The sequence below is a fragment of the Pseudomonas sp. Wu6 genome, assembly GCF_019891515.1.
Lineage (GTDB): Bacteria > Pseudomonadota > Gammaproteobacteria > Pseudomonadales > Pseudomonadaceae > Aquipseudomonas > Aquipseudomonas orientalis_A.
Genome location: NZ_JAFLXH010000003.1, coordinates 1 through 21,758 on the forward strand (window position 1 = coordinate 1; position 21,758 = coordinate 21,758).

The window sequence follows — 21,758 nt, forward strand, 5'->3', positions numbered from 1 at the left end:
CTTCACCGACCAGGAAATCCTGGATCTGGCGAAGAACCTGCGCGGCGGCGTTCCAATGGCTACCCCGGTGTTCGACGGTGCCAAGGAAAGCGAAATCAAGGCCATGCTGAAACTGGCGGACCTGCCGGAAAGCGGCCAGATGCAGCTGTTCGATGGCCGTACCGGCAACAAGTTCGAGCGCCCGGTTACTGTTGGCTACATGTACATGCTGAAGCTGAACCACTTGGTAGACGACAAGATGCACGCTCGTTCTACCGGTTCGTACAGCCTGGTTACCCAGCAGCCGCTGGGTGGTAAGGCTCAGTTCGGTGGTCAGCGTTTCGGGGAGATGGAGGTCTGGGCACTGGAAGCATACGGTGCTGCATACACTCTGCAAGAAATGCTCACAGTGAAGTCGGACGATGTGAACGGTCGTACCAAGATGTACAAAAACATCGTGGACGGCGATCACCGTATGGAGCCGGGCATGCCCGAGTCTTTCAACGTGTTGATCAAAGAAATTCGTTCCCTCGGCATCGATATCGATCTGGAAACCGAATAACACGTGACGCGAATCGAGAGCGAGGCCGTTTGGCCCGCTCTCTGCTCCGCCAGGAGGAAAGGCCTTGAAAGACCTACTGAATTTGCTGAAAAACCAGGGTCAAGTCGAAGAGTTCGACGCCATCCGTATTGGGTTGGCATCGCCTGAGATGATCCGTTCGTGGTCGTTCGGTGAAGTTAAAAAGCCGGAAACCATCAACTACCGTACGTTCAAACCTGAGCGTGACGGCCTGTTCTGCGCCAAGATCTTTGGCCCGGTAAAGGATTACGAGTGCCTGTGCGGTAAGTACAAGCGCTTGAAGCACCGCGGTGTGATCTGCGAGAAGTGCGGCGTTGAAGTTGCACTGGCCAAGGTTCGTCGTGAGCGCATGGCGCACATCGAACTGGCTTCGCCGGTTGCCCACATCTGGTTCCTGAAATCGCTGCCGTCCCGTATCGGCTTGCTGATGGACATGACCCTGCGTGATATCGAACGCGTTCTCTACTTCGAGAGCTACGTCGTTATCGATCCAGGCATGACCACCCTTGAAAAAGGTCAGCTGCTGAACGATGAGCAGTACTTCGAAGCGCTGGAAGAGTTCGGTGACGATTTCGATGCCCGCATGGGTGCCGAAGCTGTCCGCGAACTGCTGCACGCTATCGACCTGGAGCACGAGATTGGCCGTCTGCGCGAAGAAATTCCGCAAACCAACTCCGAAACCAAGATCAAGAAGCTGTCCAAGCGTCTGAAGTTGATGGAAGCCTTCCAGGGTTCCGGCAACCTGCCAGAGTGGATGGTGCTGACCGTTCTGCCGGTTCTGCCGCCAGACCTGCGTCCGCTGGTACCGTTGGACGGTGGTCGTTTCGCGACGTCCGACCTCAACGACCTGTACCGCCGCGTGATCAACCGTAACAACCGCTTGAAGCGCCTGCTTGATCTGTCCGCTCCGGACATCATCGTGCGCAACGAAAAGCGTATGTTGCAGGAAGCCGTCGACGCCTTGCTCGACAACGGTCGTCGTGGCCGTGCTATCACCGGTTCCAACAAGCGTCCTCTGAAATCCCTGGCTGACATGATCAAGGGTAAGCAGGGTCGTTTCCGTCAGAACTTGCTCGGTAAGCGTGTTGACTACTCCGGTCGTTCGGTAATTACCGTAGGCCCGACCCTGCGTCTGCACCAGTGCGGTCTGCCCAAGAAGATGGCACTCGAGCTGTTCAAGCCGTTCATCTTCGGCAAGCTGGAAATGCGCGGTCTGGCGACCACCATCAAAGCGGCCAAGAAAATGGTCGAGCGCGAACTGCCAGAGGTTTGGGACGTTCTCGCTGAAGTGATTCGCGAACACCCGGTTCTCCTCAACCGTGCACCGACCCTTCACCGTCTGGGTATCCAGGCGTTTGAACCGGTACTGATCGAAGGTAAGGCTATCCAGCTGCACCCTCTGGTCTGTGCTGCGTACAACGCCGACTTCGACGGCGACCAAATGGCCGTGCACGTACCGCTGACACTGGAAGCCCAGTTGGAAGCGCGCGCGTTGATGATGTCGACCAACAACATTCTGTCGCCAGCCAACGGTGAGCCAATCATCGTTCCGTCGCAGGACGTTGTATTGGGTCTGTACTACATGACCCGTGAAGCGATCAACGCCAAGGGCGAAGGTCGCGTATTCGCTGACCTGCAGGAAGTTGACCGTGTGTTCCGTGCCGGCGAAGCCGCACTGCACGCCAAGGTTAAAGTGCGGATCCACGAAACCGTCAACGACCGTGATGGCGGCAGCGTGAGCAATGTCCGTATTGTCGACACTACTGTCGGCCGTGCGCTGTTGTATCAAGTTGTGCCAAAAGGTCTGTCGTACGACGTCGTCAACCTGCCGATGAAGAAAAAGGCGATCTCCAAGCTGATCAACCAGTGCTACCGCGTGGTTGGTTTGAAAGAGACCGTTATCTTCGCTGACCAGTTGATGTACACAGGTTTCGCTTACTCGACTATCTCCGGCGTTTCCATCGGCGTTAACGACTTCGTTATCCCGGATGAAAAAGCTCGCATCATCAGTGCCGCCACTGACGAAGTGAAAGAGATCGAGAGCCAGTACGCCTCCGGCCTGGTAACCCAGGGCGAGAAGTACAACAAAGTGATCGACCTTTGGTCCAAGGCCAACGACGAAGTGTCCAAGGCGATGATGGCCAACCTCTCGAAAGAGAAAGTCATCGACCGTCATGGCGTCGAAGTCGATCAAGAGTCTTTCAACTCGATGTACATGATGGCCGACTCGGGCGCACGGGGTTCTGCTGCGCAGATCCGTCAGCTCGCCGGTATGCGTGGCCTGATGGCCAAGCCGGATGGCTCCATCATCGAAACGCCGATTACCGCGAACTTCCGTGAAGGTTTGAGCGTACTTCAGTACTTCATCTCCACTCACGGTGCTCGTAAAGGTCTGGCGGATACCGCGTTGAAAACCGCTAACTCCGGTTACCTGACGCGCCGTCTGGTAGACGTTGCACAAGATCTGGTTGTAACCGAGATCGATTGCGGCACCGAGCACGGCCTGCTGATGACTCCGCACATTGAAGGCGGTGACGTTGTAGAGCCACTGGGTGAGCGCGTATTGGGTCGTGTGATTGCCCGTGACGTGTTCAAGCCAGGTACCGAGGAAGTTATCGTTCCTGCCGGCACCCTGGTAGACGAGAAGTGGGTCGAGTTCATCGAACTCAACAGCATCGACGAAGTGATCGTTCGCTCGCCGATCAGCTGCGAAACCCGCTACGGCATCTGCGCCAAGTGCTACGGCCGTGACTTGGCTCGTGGTCACCAGGTGAACATCGGTGAAGCGGTCGGCGTTATCGCTGCCCAGTCCATCGGTGAGCCGGGTACCCAGCTGACCATGCGTACGTTCCACATCGGTGGTGCGGCAAGCCGGACCTCCGCAGCCGACAGTGTTCAGGTGAAGAATGGCGGTACCGTCCGCCTGCATAACCTCAAGCACGTTGAGCGAGTGGATGGCCACCTGGTCGCTGTGTCCCGTTCCGGTGAGCTGGCAATCGCTGATGACTACGGTCGTGAGCGTGAGCGTTACAAGCTGCCGTACGGTGCTGTGATTTCGGTCAAGGAAGGTGACAAGGTCGACGCTGGCGCAATCGTGGCCAAGTGGGACCCGCACACCCACCCAATCGTTACCGAAATGAAAGGTACCGTGACCTACGTGGGCATGGAAGAAGGCATCACGATCAAGCGTCAGACTGACGAATTGACCGGTATGACCAACATTGAAGTACTCGACGCCAAAGATCGTCCAGCTGCCGGCAAAGACATCCGTCCTGCCGTGAAGATGGTCGACGACAACGGCAAGGATCTGTTGCTGCCAGGCACTGACGTAATCGCTCAGTACTTCCTGCCAGCCAACGCCCTGGTCGGTGTAGCGGATGGTGCGAAGATCGCGATCGGTGATGTTATCGCGCGTATCCCGCAAGAAACGTCGAAAACTCGCGACATCACCGGTGGTCTGCCGCGTGTTGCCGACTTGTTCGAAGCGCGTCGCCCGAAAGAAGCGTCGATTCTGGCTGAAGTCAGCGGCACCATCGCGTTCGGTAAAGAGACCAAGGGCAAGCGCCGTCTGGTCATTACCCCGAACGACGGTAGCGATCCGTACGAAGAGCTGATTCCGAAGTGGCGTCACCTGAACGTCTTCGAAGGCGAACAGGTAAACCGCGGCGAAGTTATCTCCGACGGCCCGAGCGATCCACACGACATCCTGCGTCTGCTGGGTGTGAGTGCGCTGGCCAAGTACATCGTTAACGAGATCCAGGACGTTTACCGCCTGCAAGGCGTGAAGATCAACGACAAGCATATCGAGACCATCCTGCGTCAGATGTTGCGTAAAGTTGAAATCGCTGAATCCGGCGATTCCAGTTTCATCAAGGGCGACCAGATGGAACTGACTCACGTACTGGTGGAAAACGAGCGCCTGGCGAACGACGAGAAATTCGTTTCCAAGTTCACTCGCGTGCTGCTGGGTATCACTAAGGCGTCGTTGTCCACTGAGTCGTTCATCTCGGCGGCCTCCTTCCAGGAGACCACTCGTGTACTGACCGAAGCAGCGGTAACCGGCAAGCGCGATTACCTGCGCGGCCTGAAAGAAAACGTAGTCGTGGGTCGTTTGATCCCGGCCGGTACCGGTTTGGCTTACCACAGCGAGCGCAAGCGCCGCCGTGATGCTGACAAGCCGTTGCGCGTGAGCGCCAGTGAAGTGGAAGCTGCACTGACCGAAGCGCTGAACTCAAGCGGTAACTGAGTTCTGCGATAGATGAGGCCGGGCCCTGACACCCCCATTCGTCGGATCGAGGCATATATGCCCCGATTCGACGAGAGGGGAGGTCGGGGCCTTGCCTTGACTGGGGACAAGATCCTCTTTAGACTCTTGTACCCCTAAATTTGGCGGGAATTCGTTCCTGCCATTTTGCTTTTCTTGCAAGACAATAGCGTCGCAAGACAACAGTGGAGCTAGTAGATGGCAACTATCAACCAGCTGGTACGTCAGCCGCGTAAGCGTATCGTCGAGAAATCCGACGTGCCTGCGCTGCAGAACTGCCCGCAACGTCGTGGCGTATGCACCCGTGTGTATACCACCACGCCGAAAAAACCTAACTCGGCACTGCGTAAAGTATGCCGTGTGCGCCTGACCAACGGTTTCGAGGTTTCCTCGTACATCGGCGGTGAAGGCCACAACCTGCAAGAGCACAGCGTGGTACTGATCCGCGGCGGTCGTGTAAAAGACTTGCCAGGTGTTCGTTACCACACCGTACGCGGCTCCTTGGATACTTCCGGCGTTAAAGGTCGTAACCAGGGTCGTTCGAAGTACGGTACCAAGAAGCCTAAGTAGTAGCGGCTTTTTGTAAAACTGAATCATCTTATTTTCTGAGTCGATAAGAGTAAGGTCGGAGGCGTCCCGAAAGGGCACCGATTCCGAGCGAACCTGAAGACCGTTTGAGGGCTTATCCATGCCAAGAAGACGCGTAGCAGCCAAGCGCGAAGTGCTTGACGATCCAAAATACGGAAGCCAAATTCTGGCCAAGTTCATGAACCACGTGATGGAAAGCGGCAAGAAAGCCGTTGCCGAGCGTATCGTTTATGGCGCGCTGGAAAAGGTTAAAGAACGCAAGAACAGCGACCCCCTGGAAATCTTCGAGAAAGCTCTCGACGCCATCGCTCCGCTGGTCGAAGTGAAGTCGCGCCGTGTAGGCGGTGCTACTTACCAGGTTCCGGTTGAAGTTCGTCCGTCCCGTCGTAACGCCCTGGCAATGCGCTGGTTGGTAGACTTCGCCCGTAAGCGCGGCGAGAAGTCTATGGCTCTGCGTTTGGCCGGCGAACTGTTGGACGCTGCTGAAGGTAAAGGTGCTGCTGTTAAGAAGCGTGAAGACGTGCACCGTATGGCTGAAGCCAACAAAGCTTTCTCGCACTACCGCTTCTAATTTTAGCTTCACTAATTTTGCGAGGGCTTTATGGCTCGTACTACTCCGATTAGCCGCTACCGTAACATCGGTATCGTCGCTCACGTGGATGCTGGTAAAACCACCACCACCGAGCGCGTACTGTTTTACACCGGCAAAAGTCACAAGATGGGCGAGGTGCATGATGGCGCCGCGACCACAGACTGGATGGTTCAGGAGCAGGAGCGTGGTATTACCATTACTTCTGCTGCCATTACCGCCTTCTGGAAGGGTTCCGAGAAGCAGTACAAAGATGAGCACCGCTTCAACGTAATCGATACCCCGGGCCACGTAGACTTCACCATTGAAGTTGAGCGTTCCCTGCGCGTACTCGACGGCGCTGTCGTTGTGTTCTGCGGTACCTCGGGTGTTGAACCGCAGTCGGAAACCGTATGGCGTCAAGCCAACAAATACGGCGTTCCACGTCTTGTTTACGTAAACAAGATGGACCGTGCCGGTGCGAACTTCCTGCGCGTGATCGGTCAGATCAAGCAGCGCTTGGGTCACACCCCGGTGCCAATCCAGTTGGCTATCGGTTCCGAAGATAATTTCCAGGGTCAGATCGATCTGTTGACCATGGAAGCTGTCTACTGGAACGATGCCGACAAAGGTATGGTTCCTGTTCGCAAGCCTATCCCTGCTGAACTGCAGGAACTGGCTGACGAATGGCGCAACAACATGGTTGAAGCTGCGGCCGAAGCCAACGAAGAGCTGATGAACAAGTACCTCGAAGGTGAAGAACTCACCAACGTGGAAATCAAGGCCGCTCTGCGTCAGCGTACTATCGCTGGCGAAATCGTCCTGGCTGTTTGCGGTTCCTCGTTCAAGAACAAGGGCGTTCCCCTGGTTCTCGATGCTGTGATCGACTACCTGCCGGCACCGGTTGATATTCCTGCCATCAAGGGTACTGACCCGGATGACGAGACTATCGAGCTGGAGCGTCATGCAGACGACGCAGAACCGTTCTCCGCTCTGGCATTTAAAATTGCCACCGACCCATTCGTGGGTACCTTGACCTTCGTCCGCGTTTACTCGGGCGTGTTGAACTCCGGCGACGGCGTGATCAACTCGGTTAAAGGCAAGAAAGAGCGCGTGGGTCGTATGGTGCAAATGCACGCAAACGCCCGTGAAGAGATCAAGGAAGTACGCGCTGGTGACATCGCGGCCTTGATCGGCATGAAGGACGTCACCACCGGTGAAACCTTGTGCAACGCTGACAAGCCAATCATCCTGGTTCGCATGGACTTCCCGGAGCCGGTTATTTCGGTTGCCGTTGAGCCAAAGACCAAGGATGACCAGGAAAAAATGGGTATCGCTCTGGGCAAGCTTGCTCAGGAAGATCCATCTTTCCGCGTCAAGACTGATGAAGAGACTGGTCAAACGATCATCTCCGGCATGGGCGAGCTGCACCTGGACATCCTGGTTGACCGGATGCGCCGTGAGTTCAACGTCGAAGCCAACATCGGTAAGCCTCAGGTTTCCTATCGTGAGCGCATCACGAAGAACTGTGAAATCGAAGGCAAGTTCGTTCGTCAGTCCGGCGGTCGTGGTCAGTTCGGTCACTGCTGGATCCGTTTTGCTCCTGCTGACGAAGGTCAGGAAGGTCTGCAATTCGTGAACGAAGTAGTAGGTGGTGTTGTTCCTAAGGAATACATCCCTGCTATCCAGAAGGGTATCGAAGAGCAGATGAAGAACGGTGTTGTTGCCGGCTATCCGCTGATCGGCCTGAAAGCAACCGTTTTTGACGGTTCTTACCACGACGTCGACTCCAACGAGATGGCGTTTAAGGTGGCTGCCTCCATGGCAACCAAGCAACTGGCCCAGAAGGGCGGTGGTGAGTTGCTTGAGCCAATCATGGCGGTAGAAGTTGTTACACCTGAAGACTATATGGGTGATGTCATGGGCGACCTTAACCGTCGTCGCGGCATGATCTTGGGTATGGAAGACACGGTTTCCGGCAAAGTGATTCGCGCCGAGGTTCCGTTGGGTGAGATGTTCGGTTATGCGACCGACGTTCGCTCCATGTCCCAGGGTCGCGCAAGCTACTCTATGGAATTCAAAAAATACAACACAGCTCCGGCGCACATCGCTGAAACTGTATCCAAAAAACAAGGCTGATTCAGTCCTTTAGGCAAGGAGTTAATTGTCGTGGCTAAAGAAAAATTTGATCGTTCCCTACCGCACGTCAACGTTGGCACCATCGGTCACGTTGACCACGGTAAAACCACTCTGACTGCTGCTCTGACTCGCGTTTGCTCCGAAGTATTCGGTTCCGCAATCGTTGATTTCGATAAAATCGACAGCGCACCAGAAGAGAAAGCTCGTGGTATCACCATCAACACCGCGCACGTTGAATACAACTCGCTGATCCGTCACTACGCTCACGTTGACTGCCCAGGTCACGCTGACTATGTGAAGAACATGATCACCGGTGCTGCCCAGATGGACGGCGCAATCCTGGTTTGCTCGGCCGCTGATGGTCCGATGCCACAAACCCGTGAGCACATCCTGCTGTCCCGTCAGGTTGGCGTTCCGTACATCGTGGTTTACCTGAACAAGGCTGACCTGGTAGACGACGCTGAGCTGCTGGAACTGGTTGAGATGGAAGTGCGCGACCTGCTGAGCACTTACGACTTCCCAGGTGACGACACTCCGATCATCATCGGTTCTGCTCGTATGGCTCTGGAAGGCAAAGACGATAACGAAATGGGCACCACGTCCGTTCGTAAACTGGTTGAGACTCTGGACAGCTACATCCCAGATCCAGTCCGTGTTATCGACAAGCCGTTCCTGATGCCAATCGAAGACGTATTCTCGATCTCCGGTCGCGGTACTGTTGTAACTGGTCGTATCGAGCGCGGTATCGTCAAGGTTCAAGATCCACTGGAAATCGTTGGTCTGCGTGACACTACCGTCACCACCTGCACCGGTGTTGAAATGTTCCGTAAGCTGCTCGACGAAGGTCGTGCTGGCGAGAACTGCGGCGTTCTGCTGCGTGGTACCAAGCGTGACGACGTTGAGCGTGGCCAGGTTCTGGTCAAGCCAGGTTCGGTTAAGCCGCACACCAAGTTCGAAGCTGAAGTGTACGTGCTGAGCAAAGAAGAAGGCGGCCGTCACACTCCGTTCTTCAAAGGCTACCGTCCACAGTTCTACTTCCGTACTACCGACGTAACTGGTAACTGCGAACTGCCGGAAGGCGTAGAAATGGTAATGCCAGGCGACAACATCAAAATGGTTGTCACCCTGATCAAAACCATCGCTATGGAAGACGGTCTGCGTTTCGCAATCCGTGAAGGCGGCCGTACCGTTGGTGCTGGCGTTGTAGCTAAAATCATCGAGTAATTATCTCTTCTGAGATAGCTCTGATGTTTTGAAAAGGCCCCCGCTCAGCGGGGGCCTTTTTTATTGGGTTGACACCTATCAGGGCCGTCTATAGAATTGCGCCTCCTTTTAACGGGCGTATTGCGCTCGCTGGGAATAGCAGCCGGAGTCTGAAATCCAATGCAAAATCAGCAAATCCGTATCAGGTTGAAGGCTTTTGACCATCGCCTGATCGACCAATCCACCCAGGAAATCGTGGAAACCGCGAAACGTACTGGTGCTCAAGTGCGTGGTCCAATTCCACTGCCTACCCGTAAAGAGCGGTTCACCGTTCTGGTCTCCCCGCACGTCAACAAAGACGCGCGTGACCAGTACGAGATCCGCACTCATAAGCGCGTACTGGACATCGTCCAGCCAACGGATAAAACCGTTGATGCACTTATGAAGCTTGATCTGGCGGCCGGTGTGGAAGTACAGATCAGCCTCGGCTAAGACTTGGGTCTTAGTCGTGTAACGCTCTGAAATGGGCGGCCATAGCGGGTGAAAGCCCCGTACACTCATGAGGTTTACAACATGACTATTGGTGTAGTCGGTCGTAAATGCGGTATGACCCGTATTTTCACCGAAGAAGGTGTCTCCATTCCGGTCACGGTCATTGAGATCGAACCGAATCGCGTCACCCAGTTCAAAACTGAAGAAACCGATGGCTATCGTGCAGTGCAAGTCACTGTCGGCGAGCGTCGTGCTTCGCGCGTGACTGCTGCTCAAGCAGGTCACTTCGCTAAAGCAAACGTTGCAGCTGGTCGCACCGTCATGGAGTTCCGTCTTGAAGACGGCGACTACCAGGCTGGCGATCTGATCAACGCTGAAATCTTCGCCGCTGGTCAACTGGTTGATGTAACCGGTCAGTCCAAGGGTAAAGGCTTCCAGGGTACGATCAAGCGTTGGAATTTCCGTGGTCAAGACAACACTCACGGTAACTCCGTTTCCCACCGCGTCCCGGGCTCTATTGGCCAGTGCCAGACTCCTGGTCGTGTATTCAAGGGCAAAAAAATGTCCGGTCATATGGGCGCTGAGCGCGTGACCGTGCAGTCCCTCGAAGTAGTGCGCGTCGACGCTGAACGCAATCTGTTGTTGGTCAAGGGTGCTGTTCCTGGCGCTACTGGCGGCAACCTGGTTGTACGTCCAGCGGCCAAGGCTCGCGGTTAAGGGGAAGCTGACATGCAATTAAATGTAAATGACGCTCAAGCGATCGAAGTTTCCGAACTGACATTTGGCGGCGAATTCAACGAGACGCTCGTTCACCAAGCAGTCGTGGCCTACATGGCCGGCGGCCGTCAAGGTAGCAAGCAGCAAAAGACCCGTTCCGACGTACGTGGTGGCGGTAAGCGCCCTTGGCGTCAGAAAGGCACTGGCCGTGCTCGTGCCGGTACTATCCGTAGCCCAATCTGGCGTGGCGGCGGTACCACTTTCGCAGCTCGTCCACAGGATCACTCGCAGAAGCTCAACAAGAAGATGTACCGCGCAGCACTGCGCTCCATCCTTGCTGAACTCGTGCGTACCGATCGTCTGGTCGTGGTTCAGGACTTCGCTGTTGAAAGTCCAAAAACCAAAGAACTGCTGGGCAAACTGACCAACATGAGCCTGACCGACGTTTTGATCGTGTCCGAAGCTGTTGATCAGAACCTGTACCTGGCTGCTCGCAACCTGCCACACGTTGATGTACGTGACGTGCAAGGTTCCGATCCAGTTAGTCTGATCGCATACGACAAGGTGTTGATCACCGTGTCGGCCGTGAAGAAATTCGAGGAGCTGCTGGGATGAACCAGGAACGCGTATTTAAAGTTCTGCTTGGCCCGCACGTTTCCGAAAAGGCTACGGTTCTGGCTGACAAGAAAGGCCAGTTCGTTTTCAAGGTTGCAACTGACGCAACCAAGCTGGAAATCAAGAAGGCCGTCGAAAGCCTGTTCAGCGTGAAAGTAGAGCGTGTTACTACCCTGAATGTTCTGGGTAAGAGCAAGCGCACTGCTCGCGGTCTGGGCAAGCGTAATGACTGGAAGAAGGCGGTTATCTCCCTTCAGCCAGGCCAAGATCTCGATTTCAGCAGCAGTGCTGAGTAAGGAAGGGGTGCATCATGGCAATCGTTAAATGCAAACCGACTTCCCCTGGCCGCCGTTTTGTGGTCAAGGTGGTCAACCAGGAGCTGCATAAAGGCGCTCCTCACGCACCGCTGCTCGAGAAAAAATCGAAGACTGGTGGTCGTAACAACAATGGTCGCATTACCACTCGTCACATCGGTGGTGGCCATAAGCAGCATTATCGTCTGGTCGATTTCCGTCGCAACGACAAAGATGGCATCTCCGCCACTGTCGAGCGTATTGAATACGATCCAAACCGTACTGCTCACATCGCTCTGCTGCTGTACGCAGATGGCGAGCGTCGCTACATCATCGCCCCTAAAGGCGTGAGTGCTGGCGACCAGCTGATCGCAGGTGCCTTGGCACCGATCAAGCCGGGCAACGCTCTGCAACTGCGCAACATTCCAGTTGGTAGCACCGTACACGGCATCGAATTGAAGCCAGGTAAAGGCGCGCAAATCGCTCGTTCCGCTGGTGCTTCGGCTCAGCTGATCGCCCGTGAAGGTGTCTACGTGACCCTGCGTCTGCGTTCTGGTGAGATGCGTAAAGTGCTGGCTGAATGCCGTGCGACCCTGGGCGAAGTCTCGAACTCCGAGCACAGCCTGCGTTCGCTGGGTAAAGCTGGTGCCAAACGCTGGCGTGGCGTTCGCCCAACCGTTCGTGGTGTTGCCATGAACCCGGTTGACCACCCACACGGTGGTGGTGAAGGTCGTACCTCTGGTGGTCGTCATCCGGTATCGCCATGGGGCTTCCCGACTAAGGGCGCGAAGACTCGTGGTAATAAGCGTACCGACAAAATGATCGTCCGTCGTCGCAAGTAAATAGAGGGATACGACAGTGCCACGTTCTCTGAAAAAAGGTCCTTTTATTGATCTTCACCTACTGAAGAAGATCGAAGTGGCGGCGGAAAAGAACGATCGCAAACCAGTTAAAACCTGGTCGCGTCGTTCGATGATCCTGCCACAAATGGTCGGTTTGACCATCGCAGTACACAACGGTCGTCAACACGTCCCAGTTCTCGTTAACGAAGACATGGTCGGCCACAAACTGGGCGAGTTTGCCGGTACCCGCACTTATCGTGGGCACGTGGCAGACAAGAAAGCCAAGCGTTAAGGGGTTAGGAAATGGAAGTAGCCGCTAAGTTGTCGGGCGCTCGAATCTCCGCCCAGAAAGCCCGCTTGGTCGCCGACCAGATCCGCGGGAAGAAGGTGGGCGAAGCGCTCAACCTGTTGGCTTTCAGCAGTAAGAAAGCCGCCGAGATCATGAAGAAAGTGCTGGAGTCGGCCGTAGCCAACGCCGAGCATAACGAAGGCGCAGACGTTGATGACCTTAAAGTCAGCACCGTTTTCGTCAACGAAGGGCGTTCGCTGAAGCGAATCATGCCACGTGCCAAAGGCCGTGCTGATCGCATCGTCAAGCGGTCTTGCCATATCACTGTCAAGGTTGCTGACAAGTAACGGAGTCGAAGAGATGGGTCAGAAAGTACATCCCATTGGCATTCGCCTGGGAATCGTCAAGGAACACACCTCCGTCTGGTACGCAGACGGCCGGACTTATGCGGACTATTTGTTCGCTGATCTGAAGGTGCGTGAGTATCTCCAAGACAAACTAAAAAGCGCGTCCGTAAGCCGTATCGATATCCATCGCCCGGCGCAAACCGCACGTATCACCATCCACACCGCTCGTCCAGGTATCGTTATCGGGAAGAAAGGTGAAGATGTTGAGAAACTGCGTCAGGACCTGACCAAGCAAATGGGTGTGCCTGTGCACATCAATATCGAAGAGATCCGCAAGCCGGAGCTCGACGGTATGCTGGTTGCGCAGAGCGTAGCTCAGCAGCTGGAGCGTCGTGTAATGTTCCGTCGCGCTATGAAGCGCGCTGTACAGAACGCTATGCGCATTGGTGCCAAAGGCATCAAAATCCAAGTGAGCGGTCGTCTCGGCGGTGCTGAAATCGCACGTACTGAATGGTATCGCGAAGGTCGTGTGCCACTGCACACCCTGCGTGCCGACATCGACTATGCCAACTACGAAGCTCACACCACTTACGGTGTGATCGGTGTAAAGGTTTGGATCTTCAAAGGCGAAGTAATTGGTGGTCGCCAAGAAGAACTGAAACCACAAGCACCAGCGCCTCGTAAAAAAGCTGCTAAGTAAGGGGTACGCCAAATGTTGCAACCTAAGCGTACGAAGTTCCGCAAGCAGATGACAGGCCACAACCGTGGTCTGGCTCAGCGCGGTAGCAAAGTCAGCTTCGGCGAGTTCGCGCTGAAGTCTGTAGCTCGTGGTCGTCTCACCGCTCGTCAGATCGAGTCAGCGCGTCGTGCTCTGACCCGTCACGTAAAACGTGGCGGCAAGATCTGGATCCGTGTATTCCCGGACAAGCCGATCTCCAAAAAACCTCTCGAGGTTCGTATGGGTAAAGGTAAGGGTAACGTGGAATACTGGGTAGCCCAGATTCAGCCAGGCAAAGTCCTGTATGAAATCGAGGGTGTAACTGAAGAGCTGGCGCGTGAGGCTTTTGCCCTGGCTGCTGCAAAGCTGCCGCTCGCCACCGCCTTTGTTAAACGGACGGTGATGTGATGAAAGCGAATGAACTTCGTGAAAAATCCGCACAGCAGCTGAACGAGCAACTGCTCGGCCTGCTGCGCGACCAGTTCAATCTGCGTATGCAGAAAGCAACTGGCCAGTTGGGGCAGTCTCATCTGCTCTCGCAAGTTAAGCGTGACATCGCTCGCGTGAAGACTGTGCTCAACCAGCAGGCAGGTAAGTGATCATGGCTGAAGCCGAAAAGACTGTCCGTACGCTGACTGGCCGTGTTGTCAGCGACAAGATGGACAAAACCATCACCGTTTTGATCGAGCGTCGCGTTAAGCACCCGATTTACGGTAAATATGTTAAGCGTTCGACTAAGCTGCACGCGCACGACGAAACCAATCAGTGCCACATCGGCGACAAAGTCACTATTCGTGAAACTCGTCCGCTGGCCAAGACCAAGTCTTGGGCACTGGTTGATGTTCTCGAACGCGCTGTGGAAGTCTAAGGACTAGGGGTCGGAGAAATTATATGATTCAGACTCAATCCATGCTCGATGTGGCCGATAACAGCGGCGCTCGCCGCGTTATGTGCATCAAGGTGCTGGGTGGCTCCCATCGTCGTTACGCTGGTATCGGTGACATCATCAAGGTTACCGTCAAGGAAGCAATTCCTCGCGGTAAAGTGAAAAAAGGCCAAGTGATGACTGCTGTTGTAGTCCGCACTCGTCACGGCGTACGCCGTGCTGATGGCTCCATTATCCGCTTTGATGGCAACGCTGCTGTTCTTCTGAACAACAAGCAAGAGCCTATCGGCACCCGTATCTTTGGGCCAGTGACCCGTGAACTTCGTACTGAGAAGTTCATGAAGATCGTCTCGCTCGCCCCAGAAGTGCTGTAAGGAGATCCGACATGCAAAAGATTCGTCGTGACGACGAGATCATCGTGATCGCCGGCAAAGACAAAGGTAAGCGCGGTAAGGTGCTTAAGGTTCTCGCTAATAACCGTCTGGTTATCGGTGGTCTGAACCTGGTCAAGCGTCATACCAAGCCTAACCCGATGTCGGGCGTGCAAGGCGGTATCGTCGAAAAAGAAGCTCCATTGGACGCTTCTAACGTCGCCATTTTCAACGGCGAAACCAACAAGGCTGACCGCGTTGGTTTCAAAGTAGAAGATGGCAAGAAAATTCGTGTCTTCAAGTCGACCCAAAAAGCGGTTGATGCTTGAACACTGCTAGGTAGAAGACCATGGCACGACTAAAAGAGATTTACTGGAAAGAAATCGCACCGAAACTTAAGGAAGAACTTAAGCTTTCGAACGTGATGGAAGTTCCACGCGTTACCAAAATCACCCTGAACATGGGTTTGGGCGAAGCGGTCGGTGACAAAAAAGTCATCGAGCACGCTGTTGCTGACCTGGAAAAGATCACCGGTCAAAAAGTCGTTGTGACTTACGCTCGGAAATCCATCGCAGGCTTTAAAGTCCGCGAAGGCTGGCCGATCGGCGTCAAAGTGACTCTGCGCCGTGAGCGTATGTACGAATTCCTGGATCGTCTGCTGTCGATCTCCCTGCCTCGGGTCCGCGACTTCCGCGGCCTGAATGCCAAGTCCTTCGATGGTCGTGGTAACTACAGCATGGGCGTGAAAGAGCAGATCATTTTCCCGGAAATCGACTACGACAAGATCGATGCTCTCCGCGGTCTGGACATCACCCTGACCACCACTGCCAAGAACGATGATGAAGGTCGCGCCCTGTTGCGTGCTTTCAAATTCCCGTTCCGCAACTGATTGGAGTAGGACCATGGCCAAGATGAGCATGAAAAACCGCGAGCTGAAACGTCAGCTCACGGTTGCCAAGTACGCCAAGAAGCGTGCAGCACTGAAAGCAATCATCGTTGATCTGAACGCAAGTCCAGAAGCGCGTTGGGAAGCTACAGTTGCTCTGCAGAAGCAGCCACGTGACGCAAGCGCTTCGCGCATGCGTAACCGCTGCCGCCTGACCGGTCGTCCACACGGCGTTTACCGCAAGTTCGGCCTCGGCCGTAACAAACTGCGTGAAGCGGCAATGCGTGGTGACGTACCAGGTCTGGTTAAAGCCAGCTGGTAAGTACTTTCAACGTCAAGGTGGTCGGTTTCGCAAGATACTGACCGCCGGTGGCCTTGAATCTGGAACAAGCCCCTTTTGGGGCTTGTTTCATTTCCGGACTGTGTCTAAAATACGCGGCTCGCCTGAGCCCGTGTTTTTTACGCTCGGAAGATTCTCGGCGACATATGTAGCCGCAAGGCTAATTTTTTTGTATTAGGAGCGTCTAGCCCATGAGTATGCAGGACCCGTTAGCGGACATGCTAACTCGTATCCGTAATGCCCAGATGGCTGAAAAGTCCGTCGTAAGCATGCCATCTTCCAAGTTGAAGGTAGCTGTTGCCAAAGTCCTGAAAGACGAAGGCTACATTGCGGGTTATCAGATCAGCAGCGAAATCAAGCCACTGCTGTCCATCGAGCTGAAGTACTTCGAAGGCCGTTCAGTCATCGAGGAAGTGAAGCGCGTTAGCCGTCCAGGCCTGCGTCAGTACAAGTCCGCTGAAGATCTGCCGAAAGTTCGTGGCGGTCTGGGCGTGTCTATCGTCTCCACCAACAAAGGTGTGATGACGGATCGTGCTGCGCGCGCTGCCGGTGTCGGCGGCGAAGTTCTTTGCACTGTGTTCTAAGGGGGGATAAGCATGTCTCGCGTCGCTAAGAACCCCGTTAAGCTGCCAGCCGGTGTCGAAGTCAAATTCGCAGGCCAACAGCTTTCGGTGAAGGGTGCCAAGGGCACTCTTGAACTGAACATCCATTCGTCCGTTGAGATCGTTGAAGAAGCTGGTGAGCTGCGTTTCGCTGCTCGCAATGGCGATCAACAAACTCGCGCAATGGCCGGTACCACGCGTGCGTTGGTAAACAACATGGTCCAAGGCGTAAGCCAAGGCTTCGAGCGTAAGCTCCAGCTGGTCGGTGTTGGTTACAAAGCGCAAGCAAAAGGCACGGTTTTGAACCTGGCCCTTGGCTTCTCGCACCCAGTGGATTACGAACTGCCGGAAGGCATCACCGCTGAGACCCCTAGCCAAACCGATATCCTGATCAAGGGCATCGATAAGCAGCTGGTAGGTCAGGTGGCCGCTGAGATCCGCGACTTCCGTCCACCAGAGCCGTACAAAGGCAAAGGTGTGCGCTACGCGGACGAAGTCGTCCGTCGTAAAGAAGCCAAGAAGAAGTAGGGCATAGCAAATGACCGACAAAAAAGTTACTCGACTGCGTCGCGCTCGCAAAGCACGCCTGAAAATGCACGAACTCGAAGTCGTGCGTCTCTGCGTGTATCGCTCGTCGCAGCACATCTACGCCCAGGTCATCTCGGCCGACGGCAACAAAGTCCTGGCAAGCGCCTCGACTTTGGATAAAGAACTGCGTGATGGTGCCACCGGCAACATCGACGCGGCCACAAAGGTTGGCCAGCTGGTCGCTACACGTGCTAAGGCCGTGGGCGTCTCGCAAGTGGCTTTCGACCGCTCTGGCTTCAAGTACCACGGCCGCGTTAAAGCGCTGGCTGATGCTGCTCGTGAAGCTGGGCTGGAGTTCTAAGTTATGTCAAATAACGACCAAAAGCGCGACGAAGGCTACATTGAGAAGCTGGTTCAAGTTAACCGCGTAGCCAAAACCGTTAAAGGCGGCCGTATCTTCACTTTCACCGCGTTGACCGTGGTGGGTGATGGTAAAGGGCGTGTTGGCTTCGGCCGTGGCAAGTCACGTGAAGTGCCTGCTGCGATCCAGAAGGCAATGGAAGCTGCTCGTCGCAACATGATCCAGGTTGATCTGAACGGCACTACCCTGCAGTACGCAATGAAGTCCGCCCATGGCGCTTCGAAGGTGTACATGCAGCCTGCTTCTGAAGGTACCGGTATCATCGCTGGCGGCGCTATGCGTGCTGTCCTCGAAGTTGCTGGCGTTCAGAACGTTCTGGCCAAGTGCTACGGCTCGACTAACCCGGTAAACGTGGTTCACGCCACTTTCAAGGGTTTGAAAGCTATGCAATCTCCTGAGTCCATCGCTGCCAAGCGTGGCCTGACTGTGAAGGAGATCTTCTGATCATGGCTACCGTTAAAGTAACGCTGATCAAAAGCATGACCGGCCGCATTCCTAACCACAAACTGTGCGTTAAGGGTTTGGGTCTGCGTCGCATCGGTCACACTGTAGAAGTCCAGGATACTCCCGAGAATCGCGGGATGATCAACAAGGCTTACTACATGCTGCGTGTAGAGGGTTAATCGATGAAACTCAATGATCTGAGTCCAGCGCCGGGTTCCCGTCGCGAAAAGCATCGTCCGGGCCGTGGTATCGGTAGCGGTTTGGGTAAGACTGGTGGCCGTGGCCACAAAGGTCAGACCTCCCGCTCCGGTGGCACCATCGCTCCAGGCTTTGAAGGCGGTCAACAGCCGCTGCATCGTCGCCTGCCTAAGTTCGGTTTCGTATCCCTGAAAGCCATGGACCGCGCAGAAGTGCGTCTGTCCGAGCTGGCTAAAGTGGAAGGCGACATCGTTACTGTGCAGACCCTGAAAGATGCCAACGTGATCAACGTCAACGTACAGCGTGTGAAAATCATGCTGTCCGGTGAAGTGACTCGCGCTGTCACTATCGGCAAGGGAATCGGCGCCACCAAAGGTGCGCGTTCGGCTATCGAAGCAGCTGGCGGCAAGTTCGAGGAATAAATGGCTAAGCAAGGTGCTCTCTCAGCGCTCGGCAAAGGCGGTATGTCTGAACTTTGGGCTCGTCTGCGTTTTCTGTTCCTGGCGATTATCGTCTACCGAATAGGCGCACACATCCCGGTTCCAGGTATCAACCCGGACCGACTCGCAGACCTGTTTCGACAGAATGAGGGGACCATTCTTAGCTTGTTCAACATGTTTTCCGGCGGCGCGCTGGAACGGATGAGCATCTTTGCACTGGGGATCATGCCGTACATTTCGGCATCGATCATCATGCAACTGATGACCGCCGTCAGCCCGCAGCTGGAGCAGTTGAAGAAGGAAGGTGAAGCTGGCCGTCGCAAGATTAGCCAGTACACCCGCTACGGCACTGTCGTCCTCGCTCTGGTTCAAGCTATCGGCATGTCCGTTGGCCTGGCAGGGCAGGGCGTTGCGTTCACTGGTGACTTTGGCTTCCATTTCGTCGCGGTATCCACGTTTGTGGCTGGTGCGATGTTCATGATGTGGCTGGGTGAGCAGATTACTGAGCGTGGTGTTGGTAACGGTATCTCGATGTTGATTTTCGCAGGTATCGTCGCCGGTCTTCCGAGAGCAATTGGGCAGTCTTTCGAGTCTGCGCGTCAGGGGGATATCAATATCTTCGCCCTGGTTGCTATCGGTTTGCTGGCAGTAGCGATTATCGGTTTTGTGGTGTTCATTGAGCGTGGTCAGCGTCGTATTGCTGTTCACTACGCCAAGCGTCAGCAGGGCCGTAAGGTGTTTGCTGCGCAGACCAGCCACTTGCCGCTGAAGGTGAATATGGCCGGCGTTATTCCGGCAATTTTCGCGAGCAGCATCTTGCTGTTTCCGGCTTCGTTGGGTACCTGGTTTGGTCAGTCTGAAAATATGGGCTGGCTGCAGGACCTCTCTCAGTCGATCGCTCCTGGTCAGCCGTTGAATATTCTGCTGTTTAGTGCAGGGATTATTTTCTTCTGCTTCTTCTATACGGCGTTGATGTTCAATCCGAAAGACGTAGCGGAAAACCTGAAGAAGTCCGGTGCCTTTATTCCGGGTATTCGTCCGGGTGAGCAGTCTGCGCGCTACATTGATGGCGTTCTGACTCGTTTGACCCTGTTCGGTGCTCTATATATGACGGCCGTCTGTTTGCTTCCCCAGTTCCTGGTGGTTGCGGCAAACGTTCCGTTCTACCTTGGCGGGACCTCGTTGCTGATCGTGGTCGTGGTTGTGATGGACTTCATGTCCCAAGTACAATCGCACCTCGTTTCGCACCAGTACGAATCCCTGATGAAGAAAGCCAACCTGAAGGGCTACGGCAGCGGCATGTTGCGCTGAGTACCCCATAAGGTTCGAGGAGTTGGTGATGAAAGTTCGTGCATCGGTGAAAAAGCTGTGCCGTAACTGCAAGATTATTCGCCGCGAAGGTGTTGTTCGAGTAATTTGCAGCGCGGAACCGCGTCACAAACAGCGCCAAGGCTGAGTGTGATCCGCTTGAAGCCCGGCAGCTAGTGCGCTGCCGGGTTGATTATTTGTTATTACAGCGATATTATCTCGCGCCCTATTTCTTGGCTTCCGGGGCGTAGGTAGCTGTCAATTGGAGTCCCACTGAATGGCCCGTATTGCAGGCGTTAACATTCCAGATAACAAGCACACTGTTATCTCGCTGACCTACATCTATGGTGTTGGTCGCACTACTGCGCAGAAAATTTGCGCAGACACTGGGGTAAACCCAGCCGCAAAGATCAAGGATCTGAGCGACGAGCAGATTGAGCTGTTGCGTGGCGAAGTGGCGAAGTTCACCACTGAAGGTGACCTGCGTCGCGAAATCAACATGAAAATCAAGCGTTTGATGGACCTCGGTTGCTACCGTGGTCTGCGTCATCGTCGTGGTCTTCCAGTGCGCGGTCAGCGTACCAAGACTAACGCGCGTACCCGTAAAGGTCCGCGTAAGCCGATCCGCAAGTAATCGCCCACGCGAATCGACAGGAAAATTATCATGGCAAAACCTGCTGCTCGTCCTCGTAAAAAAGTTAAAAAGACAGTGGTTGATGGCATCGCCCACATCCATGCTTCTTTTAACAACACAATCGTGACCATCACCGACCGTCAAGGTAACGCGCTTTCTTGGGCTACCTCCGGTGGTTCGGGTTTCCGCGGTTCCCGCAAGTCCACCCCGTTTGCTGCTCAAGTAGCTGCTGAACGTGCTGGCCAAGCTGCGCTGGAATACGGCCTGAAAAACCTCGACGTTAACGTCAAAGGTCCAGGTCCAGGTCGTGAGTCTGCTGTCCGTGCTTTGAACGGCTGTGGCTATAAGATCGCCAGCATCACCGACGTGACGCCAATCCCGCACAACGGGTGCCGTCCGCCGAAGAAGCGCCGCGTGTAATCCAGGAGATTGTAAAGAATGGCTCGTTACATTGGTCCAAAATGCAAACTCGCTCGTCGTGAAGGCACCGATCTCTTCTTGAAGAGCGGCGTGCGCGCGATCGAATCGAAGTGCAACATTGAAGCAGCACCTGGTATCCACGGCCAACGCCGCGGTCGCCAGTCCGATTACGGCACCCAACTGCGTGAAAAGCAGAAGGTCCGTCGTATCTACGGCGTTCTCGAGCGTCAGTTCAGCGGCTACTACAAAGAAGCTGCTGGCAAGAAAGGTGCAACCGGTGAAAACCTGCTGCAACTGCTCGAATGCCGTCTGGACAACGTTGTATACCGTATGGGCTTTGGTTCGACTCGCGCCGAATCCCGTCAGCTGGTATCGCACAAATCCGTCAGCGTAAACGGCCAAACCGTTAACGTACCGTCTTACCAGGTTCGTGCTGGTGACGTGGTCGCGATTCGCGAGAAAGCAAAAAACCAACTTCGCATTGTCCAAGCTCTCGATCTGTGTGCCCAACGTGGCCGCGTAGAATGGGTAGAAGTAGACACTGAGAAGAAGTCGGGCGTTTTCAAGAACGTTCCTGCTCGCAGTGATCTGTCCGCCGACATCAACGAAAGCCTGATTGTCGAGCTCTACTCCAAGTAAGGGCTAG

32 protein-coding genes are annotated in these 21,758 nt (G+C 54.8%); all 32 read left to right on the forward strand.

What is annotated here, in order from left to right; genetic code table 11:
- On the forward strand, window positions 1-541 hold a 541-nt coding region (locus J1G34_RS02355), incomplete at its 5' end, for a DNA-directed RNA polymerase subunit beta (protein WP_459077108.1).
- Between the two features lie 64 nt (window positions 542-605).
- Window positions 606-4,805 carry a DNA-directed RNA polymerase subunit beta' gene (rpoC, locus tag J1G34_RS02360; protein ID WP_065888415.1) on the forward strand — a complete coding sequence of 1,400 codons (4,200 nt, stop codon included), beginning with the start codon at window positions 606-608 and terminating at the stop codon, window positions 4,803-4,805.
- Between the two features lie 216 nt (window positions 4,806-5,021).
- Window positions 5,022-5,393 carry a 30S ribosomal protein S12 gene (gene rpsL / locus J1G34_RS02365; protein WP_002555494.1) on the forward strand — a complete coding sequence of 124 codons (372 nt, stop codon included), beginning with the start codon at window positions 5,022-5,024 and terminating at the stop codon, window positions 5,391-5,393.
- Window positions 5,394-5,511: 118 nt separating this feature from the next.
- On the forward strand, window positions 5,512-5,982 hold the full coding sequence (gene rpsG / locus J1G34_RS02370) for a 30S ribosomal protein S7 (RefSeq protein WP_002555493.1): 471 nt from the start codon (window positions 5,512-5,514) through the stop codon (window positions 5,980-5,982).
- A gap of 30 nt (window positions 5,983-6,012) precedes the next feature.
- Window positions 6,013-8,118, forward strand: a complete 2,106-nt coding sequence (gene fusA / locus J1G34_RS02375) for an elongation factor G (protein WP_015886136.1) — start codon at window positions 6,013-6,015, stop codon at window positions 8,116-8,118.
- A gap of 30 nt (window positions 8,119-8,148) precedes the next feature.
- Window positions 8,149-9,342, forward strand: coding sequence for an elongation factor Tu (gene tuf, locus J1G34_RS02380; RefSeq protein WP_003176426.1), 1,194 nt, complete (start codon window positions 8,149-8,151; stop codon window positions 9,340-9,342).
- A 159-nt stretch (window positions 9,343-9,501) separates the two neighbouring features.
- Window positions 9,502-9,813: a 30S ribosomal protein S10 gene (rpsJ, locus tag J1G34_RS02385; RefSeq protein ID WP_003186070.1), complete on the forward strand. Its 312-nt coding sequence runs from the start codon at window positions 9,502-9,504 to the stop codon at window positions 9,811-9,813.
- A gap of 81 nt (window positions 9,814-9,894) precedes the next feature.
- Entirely contained in the window at window positions 9,895-10,530 is a 636-nt protein-coding gene (gene rplC, locus J1G34_RS02390) for a 50S ribosomal protein L3 (RefSeq protein WP_003194649.1), read from the forward strand.
- Between the two features lie 12 nt (window positions 10,531-10,542).
- A complete protein-coding gene (gene rplD / locus J1G34_RS02395) occupies window positions 10,543-11,145 on the forward strand; it encodes a 50S ribosomal protein L4 (RefSeq protein ID WP_057014518.1) in 603 nt (200 codons plus the stop codon).
- Complete coding sequence (gene rplW, locus J1G34_RS02400) at window positions 11,142-11,441, forward strand: 50S ribosomal protein L23 (protein WP_002555488.1); 300 nt, start codon at window positions 11,142-11,144, stop codon at window positions 11,439-11,441. The genes rplD and rplW overlap by 4 nt, the downstream gene beginning before the upstream one ends.
- Before the next feature lie 14 nt (window positions 11,442-11,455).
- A complete protein-coding gene (rplB, locus tag J1G34_RS02405) occupies window positions 11,456-12,280 on the forward strand; it encodes a 50S ribosomal protein L2 (RefSeq protein ID WP_003176423.1) in 825 nt (274 codons plus the stop codon).
- A 16-nt stretch (window positions 12,281-12,296) separates the two neighbouring features.
- The gene (gene rpsS / locus J1G34_RS02410) at window positions 12,297-12,572 is read left to right on the forward strand and encodes a 30S ribosomal protein S19 (protein WP_002555486.1); all 276 of its coding nucleotides are present in this window, start codon (window positions 12,297-12,299) and stop codon (window positions 12,570-12,572) included.
- A gap of 11 nt (window positions 12,573-12,583) precedes the next feature.
- Window positions 12,584-12,916 carry a 50S ribosomal protein L22 gene (gene rplV, locus J1G34_RS02415; protein ID WP_003103908.1) on the forward strand — a complete coding sequence of 111 codons (333 nt, stop codon included), beginning with the start codon at window positions 12,584-12,586 and terminating at the stop codon, window positions 12,914-12,916.
- Between the two features lie 13 nt (window positions 12,917-12,929).
- Window positions 12,930-13,616: a 30S ribosomal protein S3 gene (rpsC, locus tag J1G34_RS02420; RefSeq protein WP_003176422.1), complete on the forward strand. Its 687-nt coding sequence runs from the start codon at window positions 12,930-12,932 to the stop codon at window positions 13,614-13,616.
- Window positions 13,617-13,628: 12 nt separating this feature from the next.
- Window positions 13,629-14,042, forward strand: coding sequence for a 50S ribosomal protein L16 (rplP, locus tag J1G34_RS02425; protein ID WP_003232424.1), 414 nt, complete (start codon window positions 13,629-13,631; stop codon window positions 14,040-14,042).
- Window positions 14,042-14,233, forward strand: coding sequence for a 50S ribosomal protein L29 (gene rpmC, locus J1G34_RS02430; RefSeq protein WP_002555481.1), 192 nt, complete (start codon window positions 14,042-14,044; stop codon window positions 14,231-14,233). The genes rplP and rpmC overlap by 1 nt, the downstream gene beginning before the upstream one ends.
- A gap of 2 nt (window positions 14,234-14,235) precedes the next feature.
- Window positions 14,236-14,502 (forward strand): 30S ribosomal protein S17, encoded by a 267-nt coding sequence (gene rpsQ / locus J1G34_RS02435; RefSeq protein WP_003176419.1) that lies wholly within the window; start codon window positions 14,236-14,238, stop codon window positions 14,500-14,502.
- 23 nt (window positions 14,503-14,525) lie between these two features.
- Window positions 14,526-14,894 carry a 50S ribosomal protein L14 gene (rplN, locus tag J1G34_RS02440; RefSeq protein WP_002555479.1) on the forward strand — a complete coding sequence of 123 codons (369 nt, stop codon included), beginning with the start codon at window positions 14,526-14,528 and terminating at the stop codon, window positions 14,892-14,894.
- A gap of 11 nt (window positions 14,895-14,905) precedes the next feature.
- Window positions 14,906-15,220, forward strand: a complete 315-nt coding sequence (rplX, locus tag J1G34_RS02445) for a 50S ribosomal protein L24 (protein ID WP_003176416.1) — start codon at window positions 14,906-14,908, stop codon at window positions 15,218-15,220.
- A 20-nt stretch (window positions 15,221-15,240) separates the two neighbouring features.
- The gene (gene rplE, locus J1G34_RS02450; RefSeq protein WP_003176415.1) at window positions 15,241-15,780 is read left to right on the forward strand and encodes a 50S ribosomal protein L5; all 540 of its coding nucleotides are present in this window, start codon (window positions 15,241-15,243) and stop codon (window positions 15,778-15,780) included.
- 13 nt (window positions 15,781-15,793) lie between these two features.
- Window positions 15,794-16,099, forward strand: a complete 306-nt coding sequence (gene rpsN, locus J1G34_RS02455) for a 30S ribosomal protein S14 (protein WP_003176414.1) — start codon at window positions 15,794-15,796, stop codon at window positions 16,097-16,099.
- A 209-nt stretch (window positions 16,100-16,308) separates the two neighbouring features.
- Entirely contained in the window at window positions 16,309-16,701 is a 393-nt protein-coding gene (gene rpsH / locus J1G34_RS02460; protein WP_003176413.1) for a 30S ribosomal protein S8, read from the forward strand.
- 12 nt (window positions 16,702-16,713) lie between these two features.
- A complete protein-coding gene (gene rplF / locus J1G34_RS02465; RefSeq protein WP_003176412.1) occupies window positions 16,714-17,247 on the forward strand; it encodes a 50S ribosomal protein L6 in 534 nt (177 codons plus the stop codon).
- Window positions 17,248-17,257: 10 nt separating this feature from the next.
- The gene (gene rplR, locus J1G34_RS02470; RefSeq protein ID WP_017135964.1) at window positions 17,258-17,608 is read left to right on the forward strand and encodes a 50S ribosomal protein L18; all 351 of its coding nucleotides are present in this window, start codon (window positions 17,258-17,260) and stop codon (window positions 17,606-17,608) included.
- A 3-nt stretch (window positions 17,609-17,611) separates the two neighbouring features.
- Window positions 17,612-18,112 carry a 30S ribosomal protein S5 gene (gene rpsE / locus J1G34_RS02475; protein ID WP_003176409.1) on the forward strand — a complete coding sequence of 167 codons (501 nt, stop codon included), beginning with the start codon at window positions 17,612-17,614 and terminating at the stop codon, window positions 18,110-18,112.
- Window positions 18,113-18,114: 2 nt separating this feature from the next.
- Window positions 18,115-18,291 carry a 50S ribosomal protein L30 gene (rpmD, locus tag J1G34_RS02480; protein ID WP_003176408.1) on the forward strand — a complete coding sequence of 59 codons (177 nt, stop codon included), beginning with the start codon at window positions 18,115-18,117 and terminating at the stop codon, window positions 18,289-18,291.
- A 3-nt stretch (window positions 18,292-18,294) separates the two neighbouring features.
- Entirely contained in the window at window positions 18,295-18,732 is a 438-nt protein-coding gene (gene rplO, locus J1G34_RS02485) for a 50S ribosomal protein L15 (RefSeq protein WP_003176407.1), read from the forward strand.
- On the forward strand, window positions 18,733-20,061 hold the full coding sequence (secY, locus tag J1G34_RS02490) for a preprotein translocase subunit SecY (protein ID WP_003194637.1): 1,329 nt from the start codon (window positions 18,733-18,735) through the stop codon (window positions 20,059-20,061).
- Window positions 20,062-20,089: 28 nt separating this feature from the next.
- Window positions 20,090-20,206 carry a 50S ribosomal protein L36 gene (gene rpmJ / locus J1G34_RS02495; RefSeq protein WP_002555468.1) on the forward strand — a complete coding sequence of 39 codons (117 nt, stop codon included), beginning with the start codon at window positions 20,090-20,092 and terminating at the stop codon, window positions 20,204-20,206.
- Window positions 20,207-20,335: 129 nt separating this feature from the next.
- A complete protein-coding gene (rpsM, locus tag J1G34_RS02500) occupies window positions 20,336-20,692 on the forward strand; it encodes a 30S ribosomal protein S13 (protein WP_003210063.1) in 357 nt (118 codons plus the stop codon).
- A gap of 30 nt (window positions 20,693-20,722) precedes the next feature.
- On the forward strand, window positions 20,723-21,112 hold the full coding sequence (rpsK, locus tag J1G34_RS02505; protein WP_002555466.1) for a 30S ribosomal protein S11: 390 nt from the start codon (window positions 20,723-20,725) through the stop codon (window positions 21,110-21,112).
- An 18-nt stretch (window positions 21,113-21,130) separates the two neighbouring features.
- On the forward strand, window positions 21,131-21,751 hold the full coding sequence (gene rpsD, locus J1G34_RS02510; protein WP_003210056.1) for a 30S ribosomal protein S4: 621 nt from the start codon (window positions 21,131-21,133) through the stop codon (window positions 21,749-21,751).
- The last annotated feature ends 7 nt before the right edge of the window (window positions 21,752-21,758 follow it).